This window comes from Aquabacterium soli, assembly GCF_003933735.1.
GTDB classification, from domain to species: Bacteria; Pseudomonadota; Gammaproteobacteria; order Burkholderiales; family Burkholderiaceae_C; genus Aquabacterium; species Aquabacterium soli.
The window spans coordinates 190,588-207,891 of record NZ_RSED01000002.1 but is presented as its reverse complement, the minus strand read 5'-3'; the positions used below and the strand labels follow the sequence as shown (position 1 = coordinate 207,891).

The window sequence follows — 17,304 nt, the reverse complement described above, 5'->3', positions numbered from 1 at the left end:
TGCTGCTGCAGCACTGGCCATGGATGGCCACCCTCCAGACCTTGCGCCTGAGATTTCGCGAAGATCGGCTGGGCGTCACGGCCGGCAGCCTGACCTTCACCACCACCATTGCGCTGGTGCCCTTGTTCACCGTGATGCTGGCCCTGTTCAGCGCCTTCCCGGTGTTCGCGCGCTTTCGCAAGGCACTGGAGACCCAGTTCCTCAGCGGCCTGGTGCCCGATGTGATCGCCAAGCAGGTGATGCTGCTGCTGACGCGGTTTTCGGGCAAGGCCAGCCAGCTGGGCGGCGTGGGCCTGATCGCCCTGGGCCTGACGGCCATGTTCCTGATGCTGACCATCGACCACACGCTCAATGCAATCTGGCGGGTGCGCACGCGGCGGCCCATCGCGCAGCGGGTGCTGGTGTACTGGGCCGCGCTCACGCTGGGGCCGTTGCTGATCGGCGCCAGCCTGACGGTCACCTCGTACGTGTTGTCGGCCTCGCGCGGCTGGGTGGGCGAGTTGCCTGGCGGTGTCAGCGTGCTGCTGGGCATGATCGTGTTCGTGGTGCAGACCGCGGGCTTTGCGGCCTTGTTCCGGTATGTGCCCAACACCCATGTGCGGTGGGAGCATGCGGCGTCGGGCGCGCTGTTCGTGTCCGTCGGGCTGGAGCTGGCGCAGAAGGTGCTGGCCTTGTACTTGTCGAATGTGCCGGTGTACGCCACCGTGTATGGGGCGTTCGCCGCGCTGCCGATCTTCCTGGTCTGGATCTTCCTGAGCTGGCTGATCGTGCTGCAGGGCGCGGTGGTGGCGGCCTATGCGCCCAGCTTGCTGTCACGCGTCAAACGCTGGCCGGATGCGCCGGGCTACCGCTTCCAGATGGCGCTGGCGCTGCTCAAGACCCTGGCCGATGCGCAGCACACGGCCACGGCCGGTCACTCGGGCTTGCGCCTGGCGCAGATCCTGCGCACCGACCCGCTTCAGCTGGAACCGGTGCTCGACACCCTGGTGACCCTGGACTGGGTGGCCCGCCTGGACGAGCCCGAGTCGGATGATGGCGGACGCTTCGTGCTGCTGTGTGATCCGGCATTGACGCCGGTGGCACCGCTGGTCAGGCAACTGCTGCTGGGGCCCGACAACTGGAGCCTGGCGTTCTGGCGGCAAGCCCGTTTCGACGACCTGTCGCTGGCGGCGGCACTGGGGCAAACACTGAGCAAAGACGCGCCCTGAACCTGGGTTTAACAGTGGCGCTCGTGTTGGATCGGGGCTATATTGACTCGACGCGAAGTCGGATCCGTGCGCGGCCAACAGCTGCTTGCGGCACACTGTGACCCCACACCTCGTGGCCCGGTGGCGTGATCCGCCCGCGGTGCCGCAGATTCCCGCCCCCAAGGAGACTTCCCCATGAAAGTCAGCGACATCCTCCGCGTCAAAGGCAGCACGCTGTTCACCGTCCGCCCGGAGGACCCTCTGTCCGAAGCGGCCACCACCATGTCGCAGCACGACATCGGCTCTCTGGTGGTGATGGAGCATGGTGAACTGGTGGGCATGCTCACCTTCCGCGAGGTGATCCAGGCCGTGGTGCGCAACGATGGGGCCTTCGGCTCGCAAGCCGTGCGCTCCGTGATGGACGACCACCCGCTGACCTGCACCCCCGACACCGAGATCGACGAAGTGCGCCGCATGATGCTCAACCGCCATGCGCGCTACATGCCCGTGCTGACCAACAAGACGCTGGCCGGTGTGATCTCCTTCTACGACGTGGCCAAGGCCGTGGTCGATGGCCAGGATTTCGAGAACCGCATGCTCAAGGCCTACATCCGCGACTGGCCGGTTGAAGAAGGCCAGGGCGAGCGCCAGGCCCTGCTCTGATCGTCGGCCTTTCAGGGCCGCACCATCCCCCAGACCCGGCCTTGGCGCCGGGTTTTGTCTTGGGGGACAATAACGGTTTCCCCACGCATCCCTGATCTCCATGGCCGGCAGCACCTTCGGACACCTGTTTTCCGTCTCCAACTTCGGCGAATCGCATGGCCCGGCCATCGGCTGCGTGATCGACGGCTGCCCCCCCGGCATGGCCCTGACCGAGGCCGACATCCAGCATGATCTGGACCGCCGCCGCCCCGGCACCTCGCGCCATGTCACCCAGCGCAATGAGCCCGATGCCGTCGAGATCCTGTCAGGCGTGTACGAGGGCAGGACCACGGGGGCGCCCATCGCCCTGCTGATCCGCAACACCGACCAGCGCAGCAAGGACTACGGCAACATCCTGCAGACCTTCCGCCCTGGCCACGCCGACTACACCTATTGGCACAAGTACGGCATCCGTGATCCGCGGGGCGGTGGCCGCTCGTCGGCACGTCTGACAGCACCCATGGTGGCGGCTGGGGCCGTGGCCAAGAAGTGGCTGAAAGAGCACCATGGCGTGTCCTTCCGCGCCTGCATGACCCAGCTGGGTGAGTTGCCCATCGCTTTCGAGGGCTGGGAGCATGTCAGCCAGAACCCATTTTTCGCGCCCAATGCCAGCCAGATCGAGGCACTTGAGGCCTACATGGACGATCTGCGCAAGCAGGGCGATTCTTGCGGCGCGCGGCTGTATGTCGAGGCCACCGGCATGCCGGTGGGCCTGGGCGAGCCCTTGTTCGACAAGCTGGACGCCGACATCGCCTTTGCGATGATGGGCATCAATGCGGTCAAGGGTGTGGAGATTGGCGCTGGCTTTGGCTGCGTCACGCAGAAGGGCAGCGAGCACGGCGACGGGCTCACGCCCGAGGGCTTCATGTCCAACCACGCGGGTGGTGTGCTGGGCGGCATCTCGACGGGGCAGGATCTGCGCGTGTCGATCGCGATCAAGCCGACCAGTTCGATCCGCACGCCGCGGCCTTCGATCGATCTGGAAGGGAACCCTGCGACGGTGGAGACCTTCGGGCGTCATGATCCCTGCGTGGGCATTCGCGCGACGCCGATCGCGGAGGCGATGCTGGCGCTGGTGGTGATCGACCATGTGCTGCGGCACCGGGCACAGTGTGGTGATGTGTCGGTGAGCACGCCGAAGATTGCGGCACAGCGGCCGTCTGAGTGATCTGCTGAAGCCTGGCTTTCCTTGGCCTTCGTTGGCTTGAGCGCCTTGCCACAAGAGCGCGGGGCACGGGATGTGGTGGCAGCCGTCCGGGCTTCATTGTTGTCGGTCACGCCTTCGGCGTGCTTGCGCACATGCCCACCTCGCCACTGTGCTGCTCAGCGCCAACAAGGCGTCCGGCCGTCTGCCCCCACATCCCTCTTGTGCCCCGCTGGTGGCGTGCCAAGAGGGGCGCGCGCGCGCGCGACGGTTTGCGCGTTTGGATCAACAGGCTCTTCGCTGTGCCGAGCGGAGCATCAAAGGGGCTTCAGACCCCGCCCCACGCTCCAACGACAAACGCTCAGATCGGCGATCCGTGCTGAATCAGCTCAACCTTGTACCCATCGGGATCCGTCACAAAAGCAATCACCGTATTGCCCCCTTTGACAGGCCCGGGCTCGCGCGACACCACCCCGCCCAATGAGGCACCCAACCCACGAACCTTCTCGCAGACGGCGTTGATGTCATCCACGCCCAGCGCGATGTGCCCATAAGCCGTGCCCAGCTCGTACTTCTCGGTGCCGTAGTTGTAGGTGAACTCCAGCTCGGCATGCTCGGGGTTGGGGCCGTAGCCCAGGTAGGCCAGGGTGTATTGCTGATCGGGCCGGTCGACGGTGCGCAGCAGGGTCATGCCCAGGGCCTGGGTGTAGAAATCGATGGAGCGCTGGAGCTGGCCAACGCGCAGCATGGTGTGCAGCAGGCGCATGGAGGTCTTTCAAGGGGACGGCAGAAGGGCGACAGTCTGCCAGGGATCGGGGCTGGTCGGTGGGCGGCCGCCGGGAAACCCGGTGGGGTGCTCTGCCAAATTGGCCCCTACGCCGCCAGCACCACATCCACCCAGCCGCGCACGCTGTTGAGCAGGGCAAGCCCCTCGGCTCGGGGCACGTCGCCCACCAGCAGCACACGCTCTCGCAGGCGGCCCTCGGCCAGCAGGGATTCGCGCATCACGCCAGGCAGCAGCCCGCAATGCAACGGGGGCGTGAACCACTGCCCATCCAGCTTCAAGGCGACATTGCCGATGGTGAACTCGGTCAGCTCGCCGCACTCGTTGTGCAGCAGGGTGTCGAAGACTCCTGCCGGTGGCGCGAAAGGCGCATAGGCCTGGCGCTGGGTGGTCTTGTGGCGGATGAACTCGTCCCGATCGGCGCGGGGCAGGGCGGTGGTGGCCAGCACCACGGGGCGAGGGCCGTCAGGCGGTGAGGGCAATGGCGAGGCCTCGGCCAGCGGGCAGCCACGGGCGTCCAGCAGCAGCCGCAACTTGAACACACCGGTGGGATGGGCCTGTGCGATGGTCTGCAGGGCCTGCAGGCAGGCGGCCTCGATGCGGTCGTTCCAGGCAAAGCCGAAGTGCTGTGCGCTGCGTGCCAGGCGTGCCAGGTGAGCCTCGATGCGGGCGACGGCGCCGTCCTGCAATCGCAGGGATTCAAGCAGCTGGAACGGCCGGTCGGCGCGCCGCAGGAAGGCCTGCTTGGCCTGCCATTCGAGCGCCTCGCCCTCGGGCGTGGCGTCCAGTGTGATGCCGCTGCCAATGCCGCAGCGCAGCGTCCAGGGGGCGGGCGGGGGCGGCGTGTGCACGGCCACGGTGCGGATGGGCACGTTCAGGGTGACGCGCCCGCCAGGCGCCATCACGCCCGAGGCGCCGCAGTACACGCCCCGCGGCCCGGTTTCCATGCGCGCGATGTGGTGCATGGCCTGGCGCTTGGGTGCGCCGGTGACGGAGCCGCAAGGAAACAGCGCGGCGAACACTTCGCTCAGGTGCACGCCGGGCCGCGTGCGGGCCGTGACGGTGGACGTCATCTGCCAGACCGTGGGCAGGGCCTGCACATCGAACAGGGTGGGCACGGCCACGCTGCCCACCTGGGCCACGCGCGACAGGTCGTTGCGCAGCAGGTCCACGATCATCAGGTTCTCGGCCCGCTCCTTGGGGCTGGTGCGCAGGTGCTCGGCCCCCTGGGCGTCCTGCGCCGGGTCGGCTGACCGAGGCGCGGTGCCCTTCATGGGGCGGGCCATGAGTTGCTCGCCATCCCAGTCGAAGAACAGCTCGGGTGACACGCTGAGCACGGCGCCGGGCTGGCGGGCCGCAGCCCGGTTGTCCAGCATCAGGCCATAGCCTTGCGGCTGGCTGCGTTGCAGGGCGCGGAAGTAGCTGTGCAGGGCCTGTGTCAGGTGCGGGCCGTCCGCGGCATCCGCCTCGAAAGTGCCCTTGAGCGTGGCGGTCAGGTTGATCTGGTAGACCTCGCCATCACGGATCAACTCGCGGATCTGCTCCACCTGCTGGTGCAGGCGGGCGTCGTCCAGGCTGGACTGCCAGGCGCCGGCCTGCCAGCCAGGTGTTGCCGTGCACGGTGTCCCGTCCTCCGGCCAGGCCTGGGCCTGGGCCTGGTCGAACACGGCCCACACGGCGTACGGCGTGTCGGGTGGCAGGGCCTTGACGGGCAGGTGGGCATCCAGGCCCGGGGCGGCCTCGTAGGCGACCCAGCCCACGCACCAATCGCCCCCTCGCGCGGCTTGATGGGCGGCGTCCAGCAGGGCAGGCACCTGCGATGGGTCGTGTGCCACCAGCCATTGCCGCGGCTGGTGGAAAGCCAGGCGGCGGCGTGCGCCCGCGTGATCGGGAAAATCGATCAGCGCGGTGGGGAGGGTGGGGTCGACGTCCAGCATGGCTGCAGTACAGGGCCGGGCGCCCCGCCTGTCAAGGCATGAGGCACCGCGGCAGGGCGTGGCCCTCGTTCAGTTGAAGAGGCGGTTGCGGCGCGACAGGGCGCAGGCCAGGGCCACCACGCCGGCCACGGCGAACAGCGCCAGGCTCCAGAACTCGAAAGGCACGCCCAGCAGCTGGGTGGCCGCGTCGGCACAGGAGGCGCGCACCTCGAAGACCTCGGGCCAGCGTGTGTCCAGGCCCAGGCCCCCAACGATGCGGTCGGCCAGGGTGAGCGCGCAGGAGGCCGTCTTGGCCGCCACGAAGTGCTGCCACAGGGCGGCGGCCACGCCACCGGCCGACACCGGCACCACCAGCACCGCCAGCACGCGTCGCGCGGTGGCAGAGGGCAGGGCGGCCGCCACCAGCGACAGCACGGCGATCACGATGAACAGCAGGCGTTGCAGGATGCACCAGGGGCAGGGCTCCATGCCGAAGCGGTGCTGGGCCACGAGGGCGCCGGCCACGGAGGCTGCACACACCAGGCCCAGCAGGGCCAGCACCTTGCGGGAAGGGGACTGCGCTGTCATGGGGCTCAGTCGCGCACTTCGGCGATCAGTTCGATCTCGACGCAGGAGCCCAGTGGGATCTGGGCCACGCCGAAGGCGCTGCGCGCGTGTCGGCCGGCATCGCCGAAGACCTCGGCCAGCAGGTCTGAACACCCATTGGTGACCAGGTGCTGCTCGGTGTAGTCAGGCGTGCTGTTGACCAGGCTCATGACCTTGACGATGCGCACCACCTTGTCCAGGCTGCCGGCGGCGGCGTTCAGCGTGCCCAGCAGGTCGATGGCCACGGCCCGGGCGGCCTGCTGGCCTTCCGACGTGGTGATGTCCTTGCCCAGCTGGCCCACCCAGACCTGGCCGTCCTTCTTGGCGATGTGGCCCGAGAGGAACACCAGGTTGCCCGTGCGGGCGAAGGGCAGGTATGCGGCGGCGGGCACGGCCACGGGGGGCAGTGTGATGCCGAGGGCGGACAGGCGGTCAGCGATGGACATGGTGTTATGGAGGCGGCTGGAGGCGGCGATTGGCTGCGCTGGGGGATGGGATACCGGGCACTGCGGTGAGGTTCCGTCAGGCCAGGCCTGATCCTACACCGGGGCCAACGGATGGTCTGTGATGCGAGATGACGTCCCGTGCCGTGGCTGGGTTTCCCCTGCTAAAGGCAGCGGGCAGGCCGGTCGATAAGCACATGGGGCCCTGCGTCGGGATGCCCCACAGTCCGGAGACAGACAACTACATGCAGCAAGACAGCCCTGAAGGTTGCGCGGAATCCTTCACGGACCTCATGCCCTCGCCCCATTCGCGGGCGACCTTCCCGACGACAGCCTTGCAGCTGGAGGCGGCAGAAAACCTCAACCAGATCGGGTTGCTGACCTGGGAATTCGGTCAGCCTCTGGTCAAGCTCAGCGCGATTGCCTGCGGCCTGCTTGCCCTGCCCGAGTCAGTGTCTCTGGACACCCTGCTGGACCTGCTCGATCCGAAAGAGCGGCCCAACCTGCAGGCGCATTGGCAGCAGGTGCTGAACGGGGGGCAGCGCAATGTGGTGGCCGAATTCGCCGCCTGCCTGCCCGATGGCCGCCGCCGTTTTGGCGCCAACGCGCTGTTCGAGCGCGGCGCGGATGGGGCCCTGCGGTGCTGTGTCGTGGCCCTGCAGGACATCACCAGCCATGACGCGATGATCCAGGCCTTGTCCGACAGCGAGACGCGCCTGGAAGAAGCCCAGCAGATCGCCCAGTTCGGCTACTGGGAGTGGGATTTCGAGCAGCGCCGCGCCGTGCTGTCGGACCAGGCCGTGAAGATGTGGGGCCTGCCGCCCGACTGGCAGGCCGATGAGCGAGGCCTGCTGGGCCTGCTGCCGGCCGACCAGCGCGAGTGGGTGGGGCAGCTGTACGCCGAGGCTTTCTCCAAACGCGAGACCTCGCTGCGCTACGAGGTGCGCAAGAGCGATGCCGAAGGTAACGTGCGAGAGTTCCATTCGCTGGTGAAGATCGATTACGGCGCCAGCGGCAAACCCCGTCGGCTGCTGGCCACCCTGCAGGACATCAGCGAGGTCAAGTCGTACAGGCGCCAACTGCATTCACTGTCCTTCTTCGATACCGTCACGGGGCTGCCCAACAGGGCCCTGTTTGTGGATCGACTGAACCAGGCGCTGACGGACGCGTCCTGGCACAACCAGCAACTGGGCCTGCTCATGCTGGACCTGGACCGCTTCAAGGACATCAACGATTCCCTGGGTCACACCGCGGGCGATGCCTTGCTGCAACAGGCTGCCCAGCGCCTGCAGCAGGCCATGCGCGAGTACGACACCGTGGCCCGGCTGGGTGGTGACGAGTTTGCGGTGCTGCTGCCCGAGGTGCGCCATGCCACCGACATGGGCTCGATCGCGCAGAAGGTGCTGAGCGCCTTCGCGCGGCCGTTCGACCTGGGTGGGCAGGAGGTGTTCGTCACGGCCAGTGTGGGCGGCGCCTTCTACCCGGCCGATGCACAAGACGCGGTGCAGTTGATGCAGTACGCCGATGCGGCCCTGTACCACGCCAAATCGCAAGGCCGCAACAACTTCCGCTTCTACTCGAAGGAGCTCACGCGCCAGGCGTCTGAGCGGCTCAGCCTGGAAAGCGAGTTGCGCAAGGCGATCGAGATGGACGAGCTGGAGCTGTACTACCAGCCCAAGTTCGACCTGGCCAGCGGCGTGCTGGTGGGTGCTGAGGCGTTGATGCGCTGGAACCATCCCTACCGGGGCATGGTGCCGCCATTGAGCTTCATCTCGATGGCCGAGGACACCGGCCTGATCGTGCCCATGGGGGCCTGGGCCCTGCGCAGCGCCTGCGCGGCCGCCACCACCTGGAACGCGGGCCGCAGGCTGCCGCTGAAGATCGCCGTGAACCTGTCGGCCCGTCAGTTCGTGGGCACGCCGTTCTCGGTGACGGTGAGCGAAGCGCTGCGCAGCACAGGCTGCCGCCCCGAATGGCTGGAGCTGGAGATCACCGAGAGCCTGCTGCTCGATGGCCGCGACGAGATCCTGGCCATCCTGCAGGACATCGCGGCGCAAGGCATCAGCATCGCGCTGGACGATTTCGGCACCGGCTATTCGGCCCTGAGCTACCTGACGCGCTTCCCGGTGGACACGCTCAAGATCGACCGGTCCTTCATCAAGGACCTGCCGGGTGATCGCAGCAGCGCCGAACTGGTCAAGGCCATCGTGTCACTGGGCCACAGCCTGGAGATGAACCTGGTGGCCGAGGGCGTGGAAACGCGCGAGCAGGCCGATCACCTGGTCGGCCTGGGCTGCCAGCTGGTGCAGGGCTACCTGTATGGCAAGCCCGTGCCCCATGGCCTGTTCTCGGAGATGGTGGCGCTGGCCTGAGCGCGCATAAGCACCTACATCAGGGCGCGGTCACCACCTTGCTGAACTCCAGCCCCAGCACGCGGCTGGCCGCATCGGTCGGGTGGTTCTTGTCCCAGTACAGGTAGTTGTCAGGATCGTCGCAAACGGTCTTGACGTACTCGGTGCCGACGAACTTGCCGCTGTAGCAGGAGTCGGTCACGTTGACGCCGCGTGCCTTGGCATTGGCGGTTTCCACGCGCAGGAAGGTCAGCGAATCGAAGGTGCGCAGGTCGATGCCCGGCAGATCCTGCCGAGCCTTGGCCAGCATCTTCAGCATCTCGGCCTTGAACTCTTCGGCGCGCCGCAGGGTGGCCGGGCTGTAGGTCTTGTCGCGCTTGTTGAAGCCGGCCGACTGCGGCGTGAGGCTGAAGTCAGGCATCAGCGGCACCAGGAAGTGCCGCGAGCCACGCTGGTACAGCGACCTGATCGCCTTGGACAGGTTGTTGGCCGCGTTCTTGGCCGTGTACGTCGAGTACATGCTCAGGCCTTCGAAGAAGTCGTTCGGGCCGGCCCACACGAAGTACAGCGCGTCCGGGTCGTTGCGGCCGATGCCCTGCTTTGACAGGGTCTTGTGGAACTCGTCGATCTGGAACAGCGTGCCCTTCTGCCATGACCAGAAGGGCAGCAGGTTGCCGTAGCCTGTCTGGCCCCCGGAGAAGCTGTAGTTGGTCAGGGGCAGGCGCAACTGGTTGGCCATCACTTCCAGCGCCACCACGCCGTTGCTGAATCGGCCTTGGTAACTGGGCTCGACGGGCATGCCGAACTGCGTCATCTCTTTCGTCATCTTGAACAGGTTGCCCGTGTCGGACATGCTGTCGCCGAAGGCGAAGATCTGGGTGTAGTTGTTGGGGAAGTAGGTGTCGTCGTGCGAGGGGGGCACGCGGAAGGTCGGGTTGATGGCGCTTGGCGGCGTGATCGACCACTTGCGCACACGCGGCACCCATTCTTCGATCGGGCCGTAGTAGTCGCCCAGGAAGGGCACGTTGTTGAACACATAGCCCAGCGTGCCCAGGAACTCCTTGCTGGTGACCGGTGCGATGAAGCCGGCGTACATCGTCAGCGGCGTCAGGGTTTCGGCAACGTAGAGCTCGGGCGGGATGGCTTGGGCGCTGGTGCCGCCCCATGCCAGGGCTCCCGCGACGACCATCCGTCGGATGAAGGGGTGTTGGAGGTGCATGGTTGATCCCATATTCGTGTGACATCACTTGAACTCAGATGACGCAACGACCGGGATAGGTAAACCCCCTGACCCTCCCTTGAATGGGTGGTGTTGGATGCCCCTTGATTGAGGGGCCGCCAGATACGCTGGGTTACAGCCTTACAGCCCGCTGAGCAGCCTGGCGATCTGTGCCAGGCTCATCACGGCCGAAGGGGTGACCGTGGCCAGGGCCGCTTCGGGCATGAACGACAGTTGCGCGTCGGCCGGGTCCTGCACGATGGTCTGGCCCTGGGCCTCGTGGATGGCCTTCAGCCCGGCCGCGCCGTCATGGTTGCCGCCCGTCAGCACGATGCCCAGCAGGCATTCGCCGTAGATGTCGGCGGCCGATTCGAACAGCACGTCGATGGCCGGGCGGGAGAAGTTCACCAGGGCATCCGCCGACAGCGCCAGGTGAGGCCAGGCACCGGGACCGCGGTCCAGCAGCAGGTGGTAGTCAGGGGGCGCGAAGTAGATGGTGCCGGGCACCACGGGCTCCTTGTCCTGGGCCTCGCGGCAGGGCAGTGCACACTTGCTGGCGAAGATGTCGGCCAGCAGGCTGGGCCGGTCGCGCGGCAGGTGCAGCACCACGAACACCGGCACCGTGGCCTGGCGCTGCAACGCTGGCAGCAGCACGGACAGCGCGTCGACCCCACCGGCCGAGGCCCCGATCACGATGCCGCTGATGCGGCGCGGATCGATCGAGGTGCTCTCGGCGGCCGGGGCGCTCATCGGAGTTCCTTCTTCTGGAAGATGCGCTCGTGGCGGGCCACTTCGTCGAAGGCGTTGGCGTAGGCCGAAAAGCTGAGCGATTCCTTCGAGCCCAGCCCCAGGAAGCCCTTGCGGCACAGCGATTCGTTGAACAGGCCCAGGGCGCGGTCCTGCAACTCGCGGTTGAAGTAGATCAGCACGTTGCGGCAGGACACCAGCTGCATCTCGGCGAACACGCTGTCGGTGGCCAGGCTGTGGTCCGAGAACACCATGTGCTTCTTGAGCGATTTGTCGAACACGGCACGCCCGTAGGCTGCGGTGTAGTACTGCGACAGCGAGCTGTGGCCACCCGAGCGCTGGTGGTTGTCGGTGAAGCCGGCGATGCGGTCGATGCCGTACACGCCCGCCTCGGCCTTCTGCAGCGCGTGGGCGTTGATGTCGGTGGCGTAGATCAGGCTGCGTTCGAGCAGGCCTTCCTCCTGCAGCAGGATCGCCAGCGAATAGACCTCTTCGCCCGTGCTGCAGCCGGCCACCCAGATCTTCAGCGACGGGTAGGTGCGCAGGACGGGCACCACTGCTTCGCGCAGGGCCTTGAAGTAGGCCGGGTCGCGGAACATCTCGCTGACCTGCACGGTCATGTAGTCGAGCAGGGCCGGGAAGGTGCCGGGCTCGTGCAGCACCTTGTCCTGCAGCTGCGACAGGCTGGTGCAGTTGAAGCGGTCCATCGCCGACTTCAGCCGGCGCTTGAGCGACGAGCCGGCGTAGGCCCGGAAGTCGTAGTGGTACTTCAGGTAGATGGCATCGAGCAGCAGCTGGAACTCGATGTCGGCATCCTTGGGCTGAACCACGTCGTCCATGTCGCTCGCCCCCTACTTCGGCATCCAGACACGCACCAGCGACAGCAGCTTCTCGACATCCAGCGGCTTGGCGATGTAGTCGTTGGCACCGGCGGCCAGGCAGTCGTCCTGGTCGTTCTTCATGGCCTTGGCCGTGAGCGCGATGATGGGCAGCTTCTTCCACTCGGCGCGCTTGCGGATCTCGCGCATGGCCGTCAGGCCGTCCATCTCGGGCATCATGATGTCCATCAGCACCAGGTCGATGCGCGCGTTGCCGGCGGTGCCTGCACCTGCCAGGGCTTCGAGTGCCTCCAGGCCATTGCGGGCGATCTGCACCGCGATGCCCTTGGGCTCGAGCACGCTGGACAGCGCGAAGATGTTGCGCACGTCGTCTTCGACCACCAGCACGCGGCGGCCATCGAGCGCCACCTCGCGGTCACGCACCTCGCGCAGCATGCGCTGGCGTTCGGGGGGCAGACTCGATTCCACCTGGTGCAGGAAAAGGGTGACCTCGTCGAGCAGCCGCTCTGGCGAGCGCACGTCCTTGATGATGATGGAGCGCGAGAAACGGCGCAGGCCCTGCTCTTCATCGCGTGTCAGGCTGCGGCCGGTGTAGACGATCACCGGCGGGAAGGACACATCCTCCTGGCTGGCCATCTTCTCGAGCAGCTCGTAGCCGCTCAGGTCCGGCAGGCTCAGGTCCATCACCATGCAGTCGAAGGTGGTGGTCTGCAGCTGGGCCAGGGCCTCGGCGGCGGTGGCCACGCCGGTGATGCTCACATCCTGCGAGCCCAGCAGCTGCTGGATGCTGTCGAGCTGGCGCGGATCATCTTCGACCACCAGCACGCGCTTGAGGCCTTGCGAAAGCTTGGCCTCCAGGCGCTCGAAGGCCTCGATCAGCTGTTCGCGCTTGACGGGCTTGAGTGCGTAGCCCACCGCGCCCAGCTCCAGCGCTTCCTGCACGTAGTCAGCCACGGAGGCCACGTGCACCGGGATGTGGCGCGTGAGCGGGTTGCGCTTGAGCTGGTCCAGCACGCCCAGGCCGGAGTGGTCGGGCAGGTTGATGTCCAGCAGGATGGCATTGGGGCGCAGGCTCTGCGCCGCGGCCAGGCCTTCGCTGGCGCTGGTGGTGACCACGCACTGGAAGTGCATCTCGTGGGCCAGGTCACGCAGGATGGCCGCGAAGCGCACATCGTCCTCGATGACGAGGATGTGGCGGGTGTTGGGCTCAAGGTGGTCGCGGTCGTCCTCGACCACCGCGGTGCCGAGGGCAGGGCGGTGCGGCAGGGCCGTGGCAGGTGCCGCCGCGGCAGCATGGGCTGCATGGGCGCTCGGATCCAGCTGGCGCGGAGCAGGTGCCGGCCTGGCCGGGGGCATGGTGGGCGAGGCCGTGGTGTTGGCGGCCCGCTCGGCCAGGGCCTGGTCAATGCCGCCCTTGACGGGCAGTGTCAAGGTGAACAGGCTGCCCTGGCCCGGGGTGCTCTGCACGGTGATGTCGCCGCCGAGCAGGCGGGCCAGATCGCGAGAGATGGACAGGCCCAGGCCTGTGCCGCCGTACTTGCGGTGGGTGCTGCCATCGGCCTGGCGGAAGGCCTCGAAAATGATTTCCTGCTGCTGCGGCGCGATGCCGATGCCGGTGTCCTGCACGGCGAAGACCACGTGGCCAGCATCGCCGTTGCGCACCCGCATCGTCACCTGGCCCCGGTCGGTGAACTTCAGTGCGTTGGACAGCAGGTTCTTGAGGATCTGGCCCAGGCGCTGGGCATCGGTTTCCAGGCGCTCGGGCGCGCCGGGTTCGATCTCGACCTGGAAGGCCAGGCTCTTCTGGTCGGCCAGCGGGCGCAGCGTGGAGGCCAGGGCCTCGACCGTGCGCTTGAGAGGCACGGACTCGTTCACCATCTCGACCTGGCCGGCCTCGATCTTGGACAGGTCCAGGATGTCGTTGATCAGCGTGAGCAGGTCGTTGCCGGCCGACGAGATGGTCTGCGCGAACTTGACCTGTTCGGGCGTGAGGTTGCCGCCCTTGTTGTCGGCCAGCAGCTTGGACAGGATCAGCGCCGAGTTCAGCGGCGTGCGCAGCTCGTGGCTCATGTTGGCCAGGAACTCGCTCTTGTACTGGTTGGCGCGCTCCAGCTCGGTGGCGCGTTCGTTGAGCGCCGATTGCGACTGCGTCAGCTCGTCGCGCTGGTTCTCCAGCAGGTTGGCCTGCTGCGACAGCTGCGAATTGGTCTGCTCCAGTTCGGCCTGCTGGGCCTCCAGTTGAGTCTGGGATTCCTTGAGCACGCGGCTCTGTTCTTCCAGCTCTTCGTTGTTGACGCGAAGCTCTTCCTGCTGGGCCTGCAGCTCTTCGGATTGGCGCTGGGTTTCTTCCAGCAGCTCTTCCAGGCGGGTGCGGTCACGCGAGGCGCGTATGGCCACGGCCAGCGATTCAGAGACACGGTCGACCAGTTCGCGGTCGGCCGCCAGCACGGGGTGGAAGAAGCCCAGTTCGACCACGGCGTAGACCACGCCATCGACACTGGCCGGGGCGATCAGCAGCTCGGCCGGCTGGCCGCGGCCCACGCCCGAGCCCACGGTCAGATAGCCCTCGGGCACCTTGCGCACGTGCATGGGGCGGTCCAGCGTGGCGGCCTGGCCCAGCAGGCCGTCGCCAGGGCGCAGCACCTCGTCGCGCTGATCGGGCGTCAGGGCGTGGCTGGCGAAGCGGCGAAAGCCATCGCCCTCCGCGATGTAGACGGCGCCCACCTGGGCATCCAGGTAGCCCGACAGAAAGCCCAGCACCTTGTCGCCCAGCACGTCCAGGCGCTGTTCGCCTTCCAGCTGGCTGCTCAGGCCCATCTGGCCGGCCCTGATCCAGGCCTCGGTTTCGCGGGCCCGGAAATCTCGCGAGGTCATCGCGGCCGAGGCGGCCACCAGCATCAGCAGCAGGCCGGAGCCGGCGAAGGTCACGATGATGGTCAGGTCTGCGGCGGAGCGCCACTCGCTCTGGCGCTGCGCCACCAGCGTGCGCTCTTCCATCTGCATCTCGGCCAGCACGTTGCGGATGCCGTCCATGGCCAGCTTGCCGCGGTCAGAGCGCACCACGGTCAGCGCCTCACCCGTCTTGCCCTGGCGCCTCATCTCGATGGTTTCGCGCAGTTCGTCCATCTTCTCCTGGGTGAAGCGCTTGAGCGTGCTCAGGCGTTGCTGCTGTGCGGGGTTGTCGCTGGTGAGCTCGCGGATGCGCTCGAGCTTGCCAGGCAGTTCGGCCCGTGCCTTGGTATAGGGCTCGAGATAGGCTTCCTGCCCCGTGAGCAGGTAGCCGCGCTGGCCAGTCTCGGCGTCCTTCATGGTGGAGATCAGCGATTGCAGCTGTTCCATCACGTCCATGGTGTGGTTGACACGGGCGGCGGTGTCGGCGCTGCTTTGCAGCGAGCGGTAGGTGAAGAAGGCGATCAGGAAGATGGCCAGCACCTTGAGGATGACGGCGGCCATGGGGCCCGGCGGCAGCGGCGCTCCACGGCGGCGCCCTCTGGCAATCTCGGCCGCTTCGGCCGTGGTGCCATGGTGGGCAGCGGTATGGGTGCCCGCCGGGTGCTGGAATTCTGACGACATCAATGCTCCTCCTCGCACAGGGCGAGCGTGGATCATACCGACCGCCTTGGTGGCCCTCACGGGCGGGGTCATGCGAGGAGATGTGCACTCACCCGCGGCCGGGGTTGAGCGATGGATGCGCTCTCAGCCGCGTTACTGCGAAGTCGACGAAAGCCCGGACCTTGGCCGCCGCCAGGCGCCCTTCGGGGTAGACCAGTTGCACGGGGATGGGCGGTGGCTCGAACGGTGCCAGCACGATGCGCAGGCGGCCGGCGGCCACGTCATCGGCGACCTGGTAGGAGAGCGCCCGTGCCAGGCCCTGGCCGGCTCGTGCGGCCATGATGCCCACCTCGCCGCCGTTGACGCTCAGGCGGATGCGCGGTTGGGCGCCCTGCTGCAGCTTGCCGGGCGCCGTGTCCGGATGCTGCACCAGTGACCAGCGCGGCGACGGGCCCTCCACGATGGTCGAGCCGACGGCGTCGTGCTCGCTCAGGTCGTCAGGGCGCACGGGCTCGCCACGCCGTGTCAGGTAGTCGGGAGAGGCCACGATCACGCGCCGCACCTCGCCCACGCGCACGGCCGTCAGCGACGAATCAGCCAGGTGCGCGATGCGCACCGCCACGTCCATGCCTTCGTCGAGCAGGTTCACCACCCGGTCCACGAAGAGAGCGCGCGCGGTGAGCTGTGGATAGGCCTGCAGGAAATCCAGCAGCAGCGGCCCGATGTGCATGCGCCCGAACATCAAGGGTGCCGTCACCATCAGGTGGCCTTGCGGTGCCACATGGGCGCCCCCGGCGATGGCCTCGGCCTCGTCCAGGTCGGCCAGCACGCGGCGGCAGTCGGCCAGGTAGCGTTCCCCTACCTCGGTCACGCGCACCAGGCGTGTCGTGCGGTGCAGCAGGCGGGCGCCGAGGTGCTGCTCCAGCGCGGCCACGGCCCGCGTGATGGCCGGTGCCGACAGGCGCAGGTGTCGTGCGGCGCCAGCAAAACTGCGGGCCTCGGCCACGGCCACGAAGATGCGCATAGATTCAAGTCGGTCCATTCCTTCATTGTTGCATCTGGTGCAATGATGAATTATGAAATTCGGGTATTCCTGTGGGCCGTTGAACTGAATAAGCTGAGTGCTCTGGTCATTTCGATGAATTTGATGGAGCTGCCCGCCATGAGCCTCACCACCGCCGCCCACCCTGCCCAGCCCATCAGGCTGTACCACTTCGCACTCTCGGGTCATGCGCACCGGGTCGAGCTGTTCTTGTCGCTCCTGGCGCTGCCCACTGAGATCGTGCCGGTCAACGTGCTGAAGCGTGAGCAGAAGACACCGTCCTTTTTGGCGATGAACCCTTTTGGCCAGGTGCCGGTGATCCAGGATGGCGAGGTGACGCTGGCCGACAGCAACGCCATCCTCACCTACTTGGCGCGCCGCTACGATGCTTCCGGCCAGTGGTGGCCGCAGGATGCAGTGAAGGCTGCCGAAGTGCAGCGCTGGTTGAGCGTGGCGGCGGGCCCTCTGCTGCAAGGTGCTGGCAATGCGCGCATTGCCGTGCTGTTCGGCCGCCCCATGGATCCACGGGCACTGGAGATCGCCGGGCAACTGTTGTGGGTGATGGAGCCGTTGCTGGCTCAGCAACGCTTTCTGGTGGCGGGCGACGCGCCCACCCTGGCCGACATCGCGTTGTACACCTACACGTCGCACGCCCCGGAGGGCGGGGTGTCGCTGCAGCCCTACGAGAACGTGCGCCGCTGGCTGGCAGAGATCGAAGCGCTGCCGGGGTTTGTCGGCATGCAGCGTTCGCCCGAGCACAAGGCGGCCTGAC

14 protein-coding genes are annotated in these 17,304 nt (G+C 67.1%); 5 read left to right on the top strand and 9 right to left on the bottom strand.

Going from position 1 to position 17,304, the window contains the following annotated elements; all coding sequences use genetic code 11:
• Positions 1 to 23 precede the first annotated feature (23 nt).
• From EIP75_RS03135 to aroC, 3 genes are all read left to right on the top strand, one after another.
• Complete coding sequence (locus EIP75_RS03135) at positions 24 to 1,208, top strand: YihY family inner membrane protein (protein WP_233584650.1); 1,185 nt, start codon at positions 24 to 26, stop codon at positions 1,206 to 1,208.
• Between the two features lie 174 nt (positions 1,209 to 1,382).
• Positions 1,383 to 1,850 (top strand): CBS domain-containing protein, encoded by a 468-nt coding sequence (locus EIP75_RS03130; protein WP_125241774.1) that lies wholly within the window; start codon positions 1,383 to 1,385, stop codon positions 1,848 to 1,850.
• A 100-nt stretch (positions 1,851 to 1,950) separates the two neighbouring features.
• Positions 1,951 to 3,057, top strand: coding sequence for a chorismate synthase (gene aroC, locus EIP75_RS03125; RefSeq protein WP_125241773.1), 1,107 nt, complete (start codon positions 1,951 to 1,953; stop codon positions 3,055 to 3,057).
• A 337-nt stretch (positions 3,058 to 3,394) separates the two neighbouring features.
• On the opposite strand, the gene gloA is transcribed toward aroC, so the two are convergent.
• The 4 genes from gloA to EIP75_RS03105 all read right to left on the bottom strand — a co-directional run bounded on the left by gloA (position 3,395) and on the right by EIP75_RS03105 (position 6,785).
• Positions 3,395 to 3,799: a lactoylglutathione lyase gene (gene gloA / locus EIP75_RS03120; protein WP_125241772.1), complete on the bottom strand. Its 405-nt coding sequence runs from the start codon at positions 3,797 to 3,799 to the stop codon at positions 3,395 to 3,397.
• Between the two features lie 107 nt (positions 3,800 to 3,906).
• The gene (locus EIP75_RS03115; protein WP_125241771.1) at positions 3,907 to 5,754 is read right to left on the bottom strand and encodes a chorismate-binding protein; all 1,848 of its coding nucleotides are present in this window, start codon (positions 5,752 to 5,754) and stop codon (positions 3,907 to 3,909) included.
• Positions 5,755 to 5,823: 69 nt separating this feature from the next.
• Positions 5,824 to 6,321, bottom strand: a complete 498-nt coding sequence (locus EIP75_RS03110) for a disulfide bond formation protein B (RefSeq protein ID WP_125241770.1) — start codon at positions 6,319 to 6,321, stop codon at positions 5,824 to 5,826.
• Positions 6,322 to 6,326: 5 nt separating this feature from the next.
• On the bottom strand, positions 6,327 to 6,785 hold the full coding sequence (locus tag EIP75_RS03105) for a RidA family protein (RefSeq protein ID WP_125241769.1): 459 nt from the start codon (positions 6,783 to 6,785) through the stop codon (positions 6,327 to 6,329).
• Between the two features lie 290 nt (positions 6,786 to 7,075).
• On the opposite strand from EIP75_RS03105, the gene EIP75_RS03100 reads away from it, so the two are divergent.
• A complete protein-coding gene (locus EIP75_RS03100) occupies positions 7,076 to 9,154 on the top strand; it encodes a putative bifunctional diguanylate cyclase/phosphodiesterase (RefSeq protein WP_125241768.1) in 2,079 nt (692 codons plus the stop codon).
• A 19-nt stretch (positions 9,155 to 9,173) separates the two neighbouring features.
• On the opposite strand, the gene EIP75_RS03095 is transcribed toward EIP75_RS03100, so the two are convergent.
• From EIP75_RS03095 to EIP75_RS03075, 5 genes are all read right to left on the bottom strand, one after another.
• A complete protein-coding gene (locus tag EIP75_RS03095) occupies positions 9,174 to 10,352 on the bottom strand; it encodes an SGNH/GDSL hydrolase family protein (protein ID WP_158622726.1) in 1,179 nt (392 codons plus the stop codon).
• A gap of 141 nt (positions 10,353 to 10,493) precedes the next feature.
• Entirely contained in the window at positions 10,494 to 11,102 is a 609-nt protein-coding gene (locus EIP75_RS03090) for a chemotaxis protein CheB (protein ID WP_125241766.1), read from the bottom strand.
• A complete protein-coding gene (locus EIP75_RS03085) occupies positions 11,099 to 11,938 on the bottom strand; it encodes a CheR family methyltransferase (protein WP_125241765.1) in 840 nt (279 codons plus the stop codon). Before EIP75_RS03085 ends, EIP75_RS03090 begins: the two co-directional genes overlap by 4 nt.
• Positions 11,939 to 11,950: 12 nt before the next feature.
• Positions 11,951 to 15,391 carry a response regulator gene (locus EIP75_RS03080; protein WP_125241930.1) on the bottom strand — a complete coding sequence of 1,147 codons (3,441 nt, stop codon included), beginning with the start codon at positions 15,389 to 15,391 and terminating at the stop codon, positions 11,951 to 11,953.
• Between the two features lie 208 nt (positions 15,392 to 15,599).
• The gene (locus tag EIP75_RS03075) at positions 15,600 to 16,532 is read right to left on the bottom strand and encodes a LysR family transcriptional regulator (protein ID WP_125241764.1); all 933 of its coding nucleotides are present in this window, start codon (positions 16,530 to 16,532) and stop codon (positions 15,600 to 15,602) included.
• A 120-nt stretch (positions 16,533 to 16,652) separates the two neighbouring features.
• On the opposite strand from EIP75_RS03075, the gene EIP75_RS03070 reads away from it, so the two are divergent.
• Complete coding sequence (locus EIP75_RS03070) at positions 16,653 to 17,303, top strand: glutathione S-transferase family protein (protein ID WP_125241763.1); 651 nt, start codon at positions 16,653 to 16,655, stop codon at positions 17,301 to 17,303.
• Position 17,304 lies beyond the last annotated feature (1 nt).

What these genes read in the sequence shown, in the direction of transcription:
- EIP75_RS03090 (WP_125241766.1), bottom strand. Translation starts at nt 11,102, where the DNA reads ATGAGCGCCCCGGCCGCCGAGAGCACCTCGATCGATCCGCGCCGCATC.
- EIP75_RS03075 (WP_125241764.1), bottom strand. Translation starts at nt 16,532, where the DNA reads ATGGACCGACTTGAATCTATGCGCATCTTCGTGGCCGTGGCCGAGGCC.
- EIP75_RS03115 (WP_125241771.1), bottom strand. Translation starts at nt 5,754, where the DNA reads ATGCTGGACGTCGACCCCACCCTCCCCACCGCGCTGATCGATTTTCCC.
- aroC (WP_125241773.1), top strand. Translation starts at nt 1,951, where the DNA reads ATGGCCGGCAGCACCTTCGGACACCTGTTTTCCGTCTCCAACTTCGGC.
- EIP75_RS03085 (WP_125241765.1), bottom strand. Translation starts at nt 11,938, where the DNA reads ATGGACGACGTGGTTCAGCCCAAGGATGCCGACATCGAGTTCCAGCTG.
- EIP75_RS03070 (WP_125241763.1), top strand. Translation starts at nt 16,653, where the DNA reads ATGAGCCTCACCACCGCCGCCCACCCTGCCCAGCCCATCAGGCTGTAC.
- EIP75_RS03100 (WP_125241768.1), top strand. Translation starts at nt 7,076, where the DNA reads ATGCCCTCGCCCCATTCGCGGGCGACCTTCCCGACGACAGCCTTGCAG.
- gloA (WP_125241772.1), bottom strand. Translation starts at nt 3,799, where the DNA reads ATGCGCCTGCTGCACACCATGCTGCGCGTTGGCCAGCTCCAGCGCTCC.
- EIP75_RS03095 (WP_158622726.1), bottom strand. Translation starts at nt 10,352, where the DNA reads ATGCACCTCCAACACCCCTTCATCCGACGGATGGTCGTCGCGGGAGCC.
- EIP75_RS03135 (WP_233584650.1), top strand. Translation starts at nt 24, where the DNA reads ATGGCCACCCTCCAGACCTTGCGCCTGAGATTTCGCGAAGATCGGCTG.
- EIP75_RS03110 (WP_125241770.1), bottom strand. Translation starts at nt 6,321, where the DNA reads ATGACAGCGCAGTCCCCTTCCCGCAAGGTGCTGGCCCTGCTGGGCCTG.
- EIP75_RS03105 (WP_125241769.1), bottom strand. Translation starts at nt 6,785, where the DNA reads ATGTCCATCGCTGACCGCCTGTCCGCCCTCGGCATCACACTGCCCCCC.
- EIP75_RS03130 (WP_125241774.1), top strand. Translation starts at nt 1,383, where the DNA reads ATGAAAGTCAGCGACATCCTCCGCGTCAAAGGCAGCACGCTGTTCACC.
- EIP75_RS03080 (WP_125241930.1), bottom strand. Translation starts at nt 15,391, where the DNA reads ATGGCCGCCGTCATCCTCAAGGTGCTGGCCATCTTCCTGATCGCCTTC.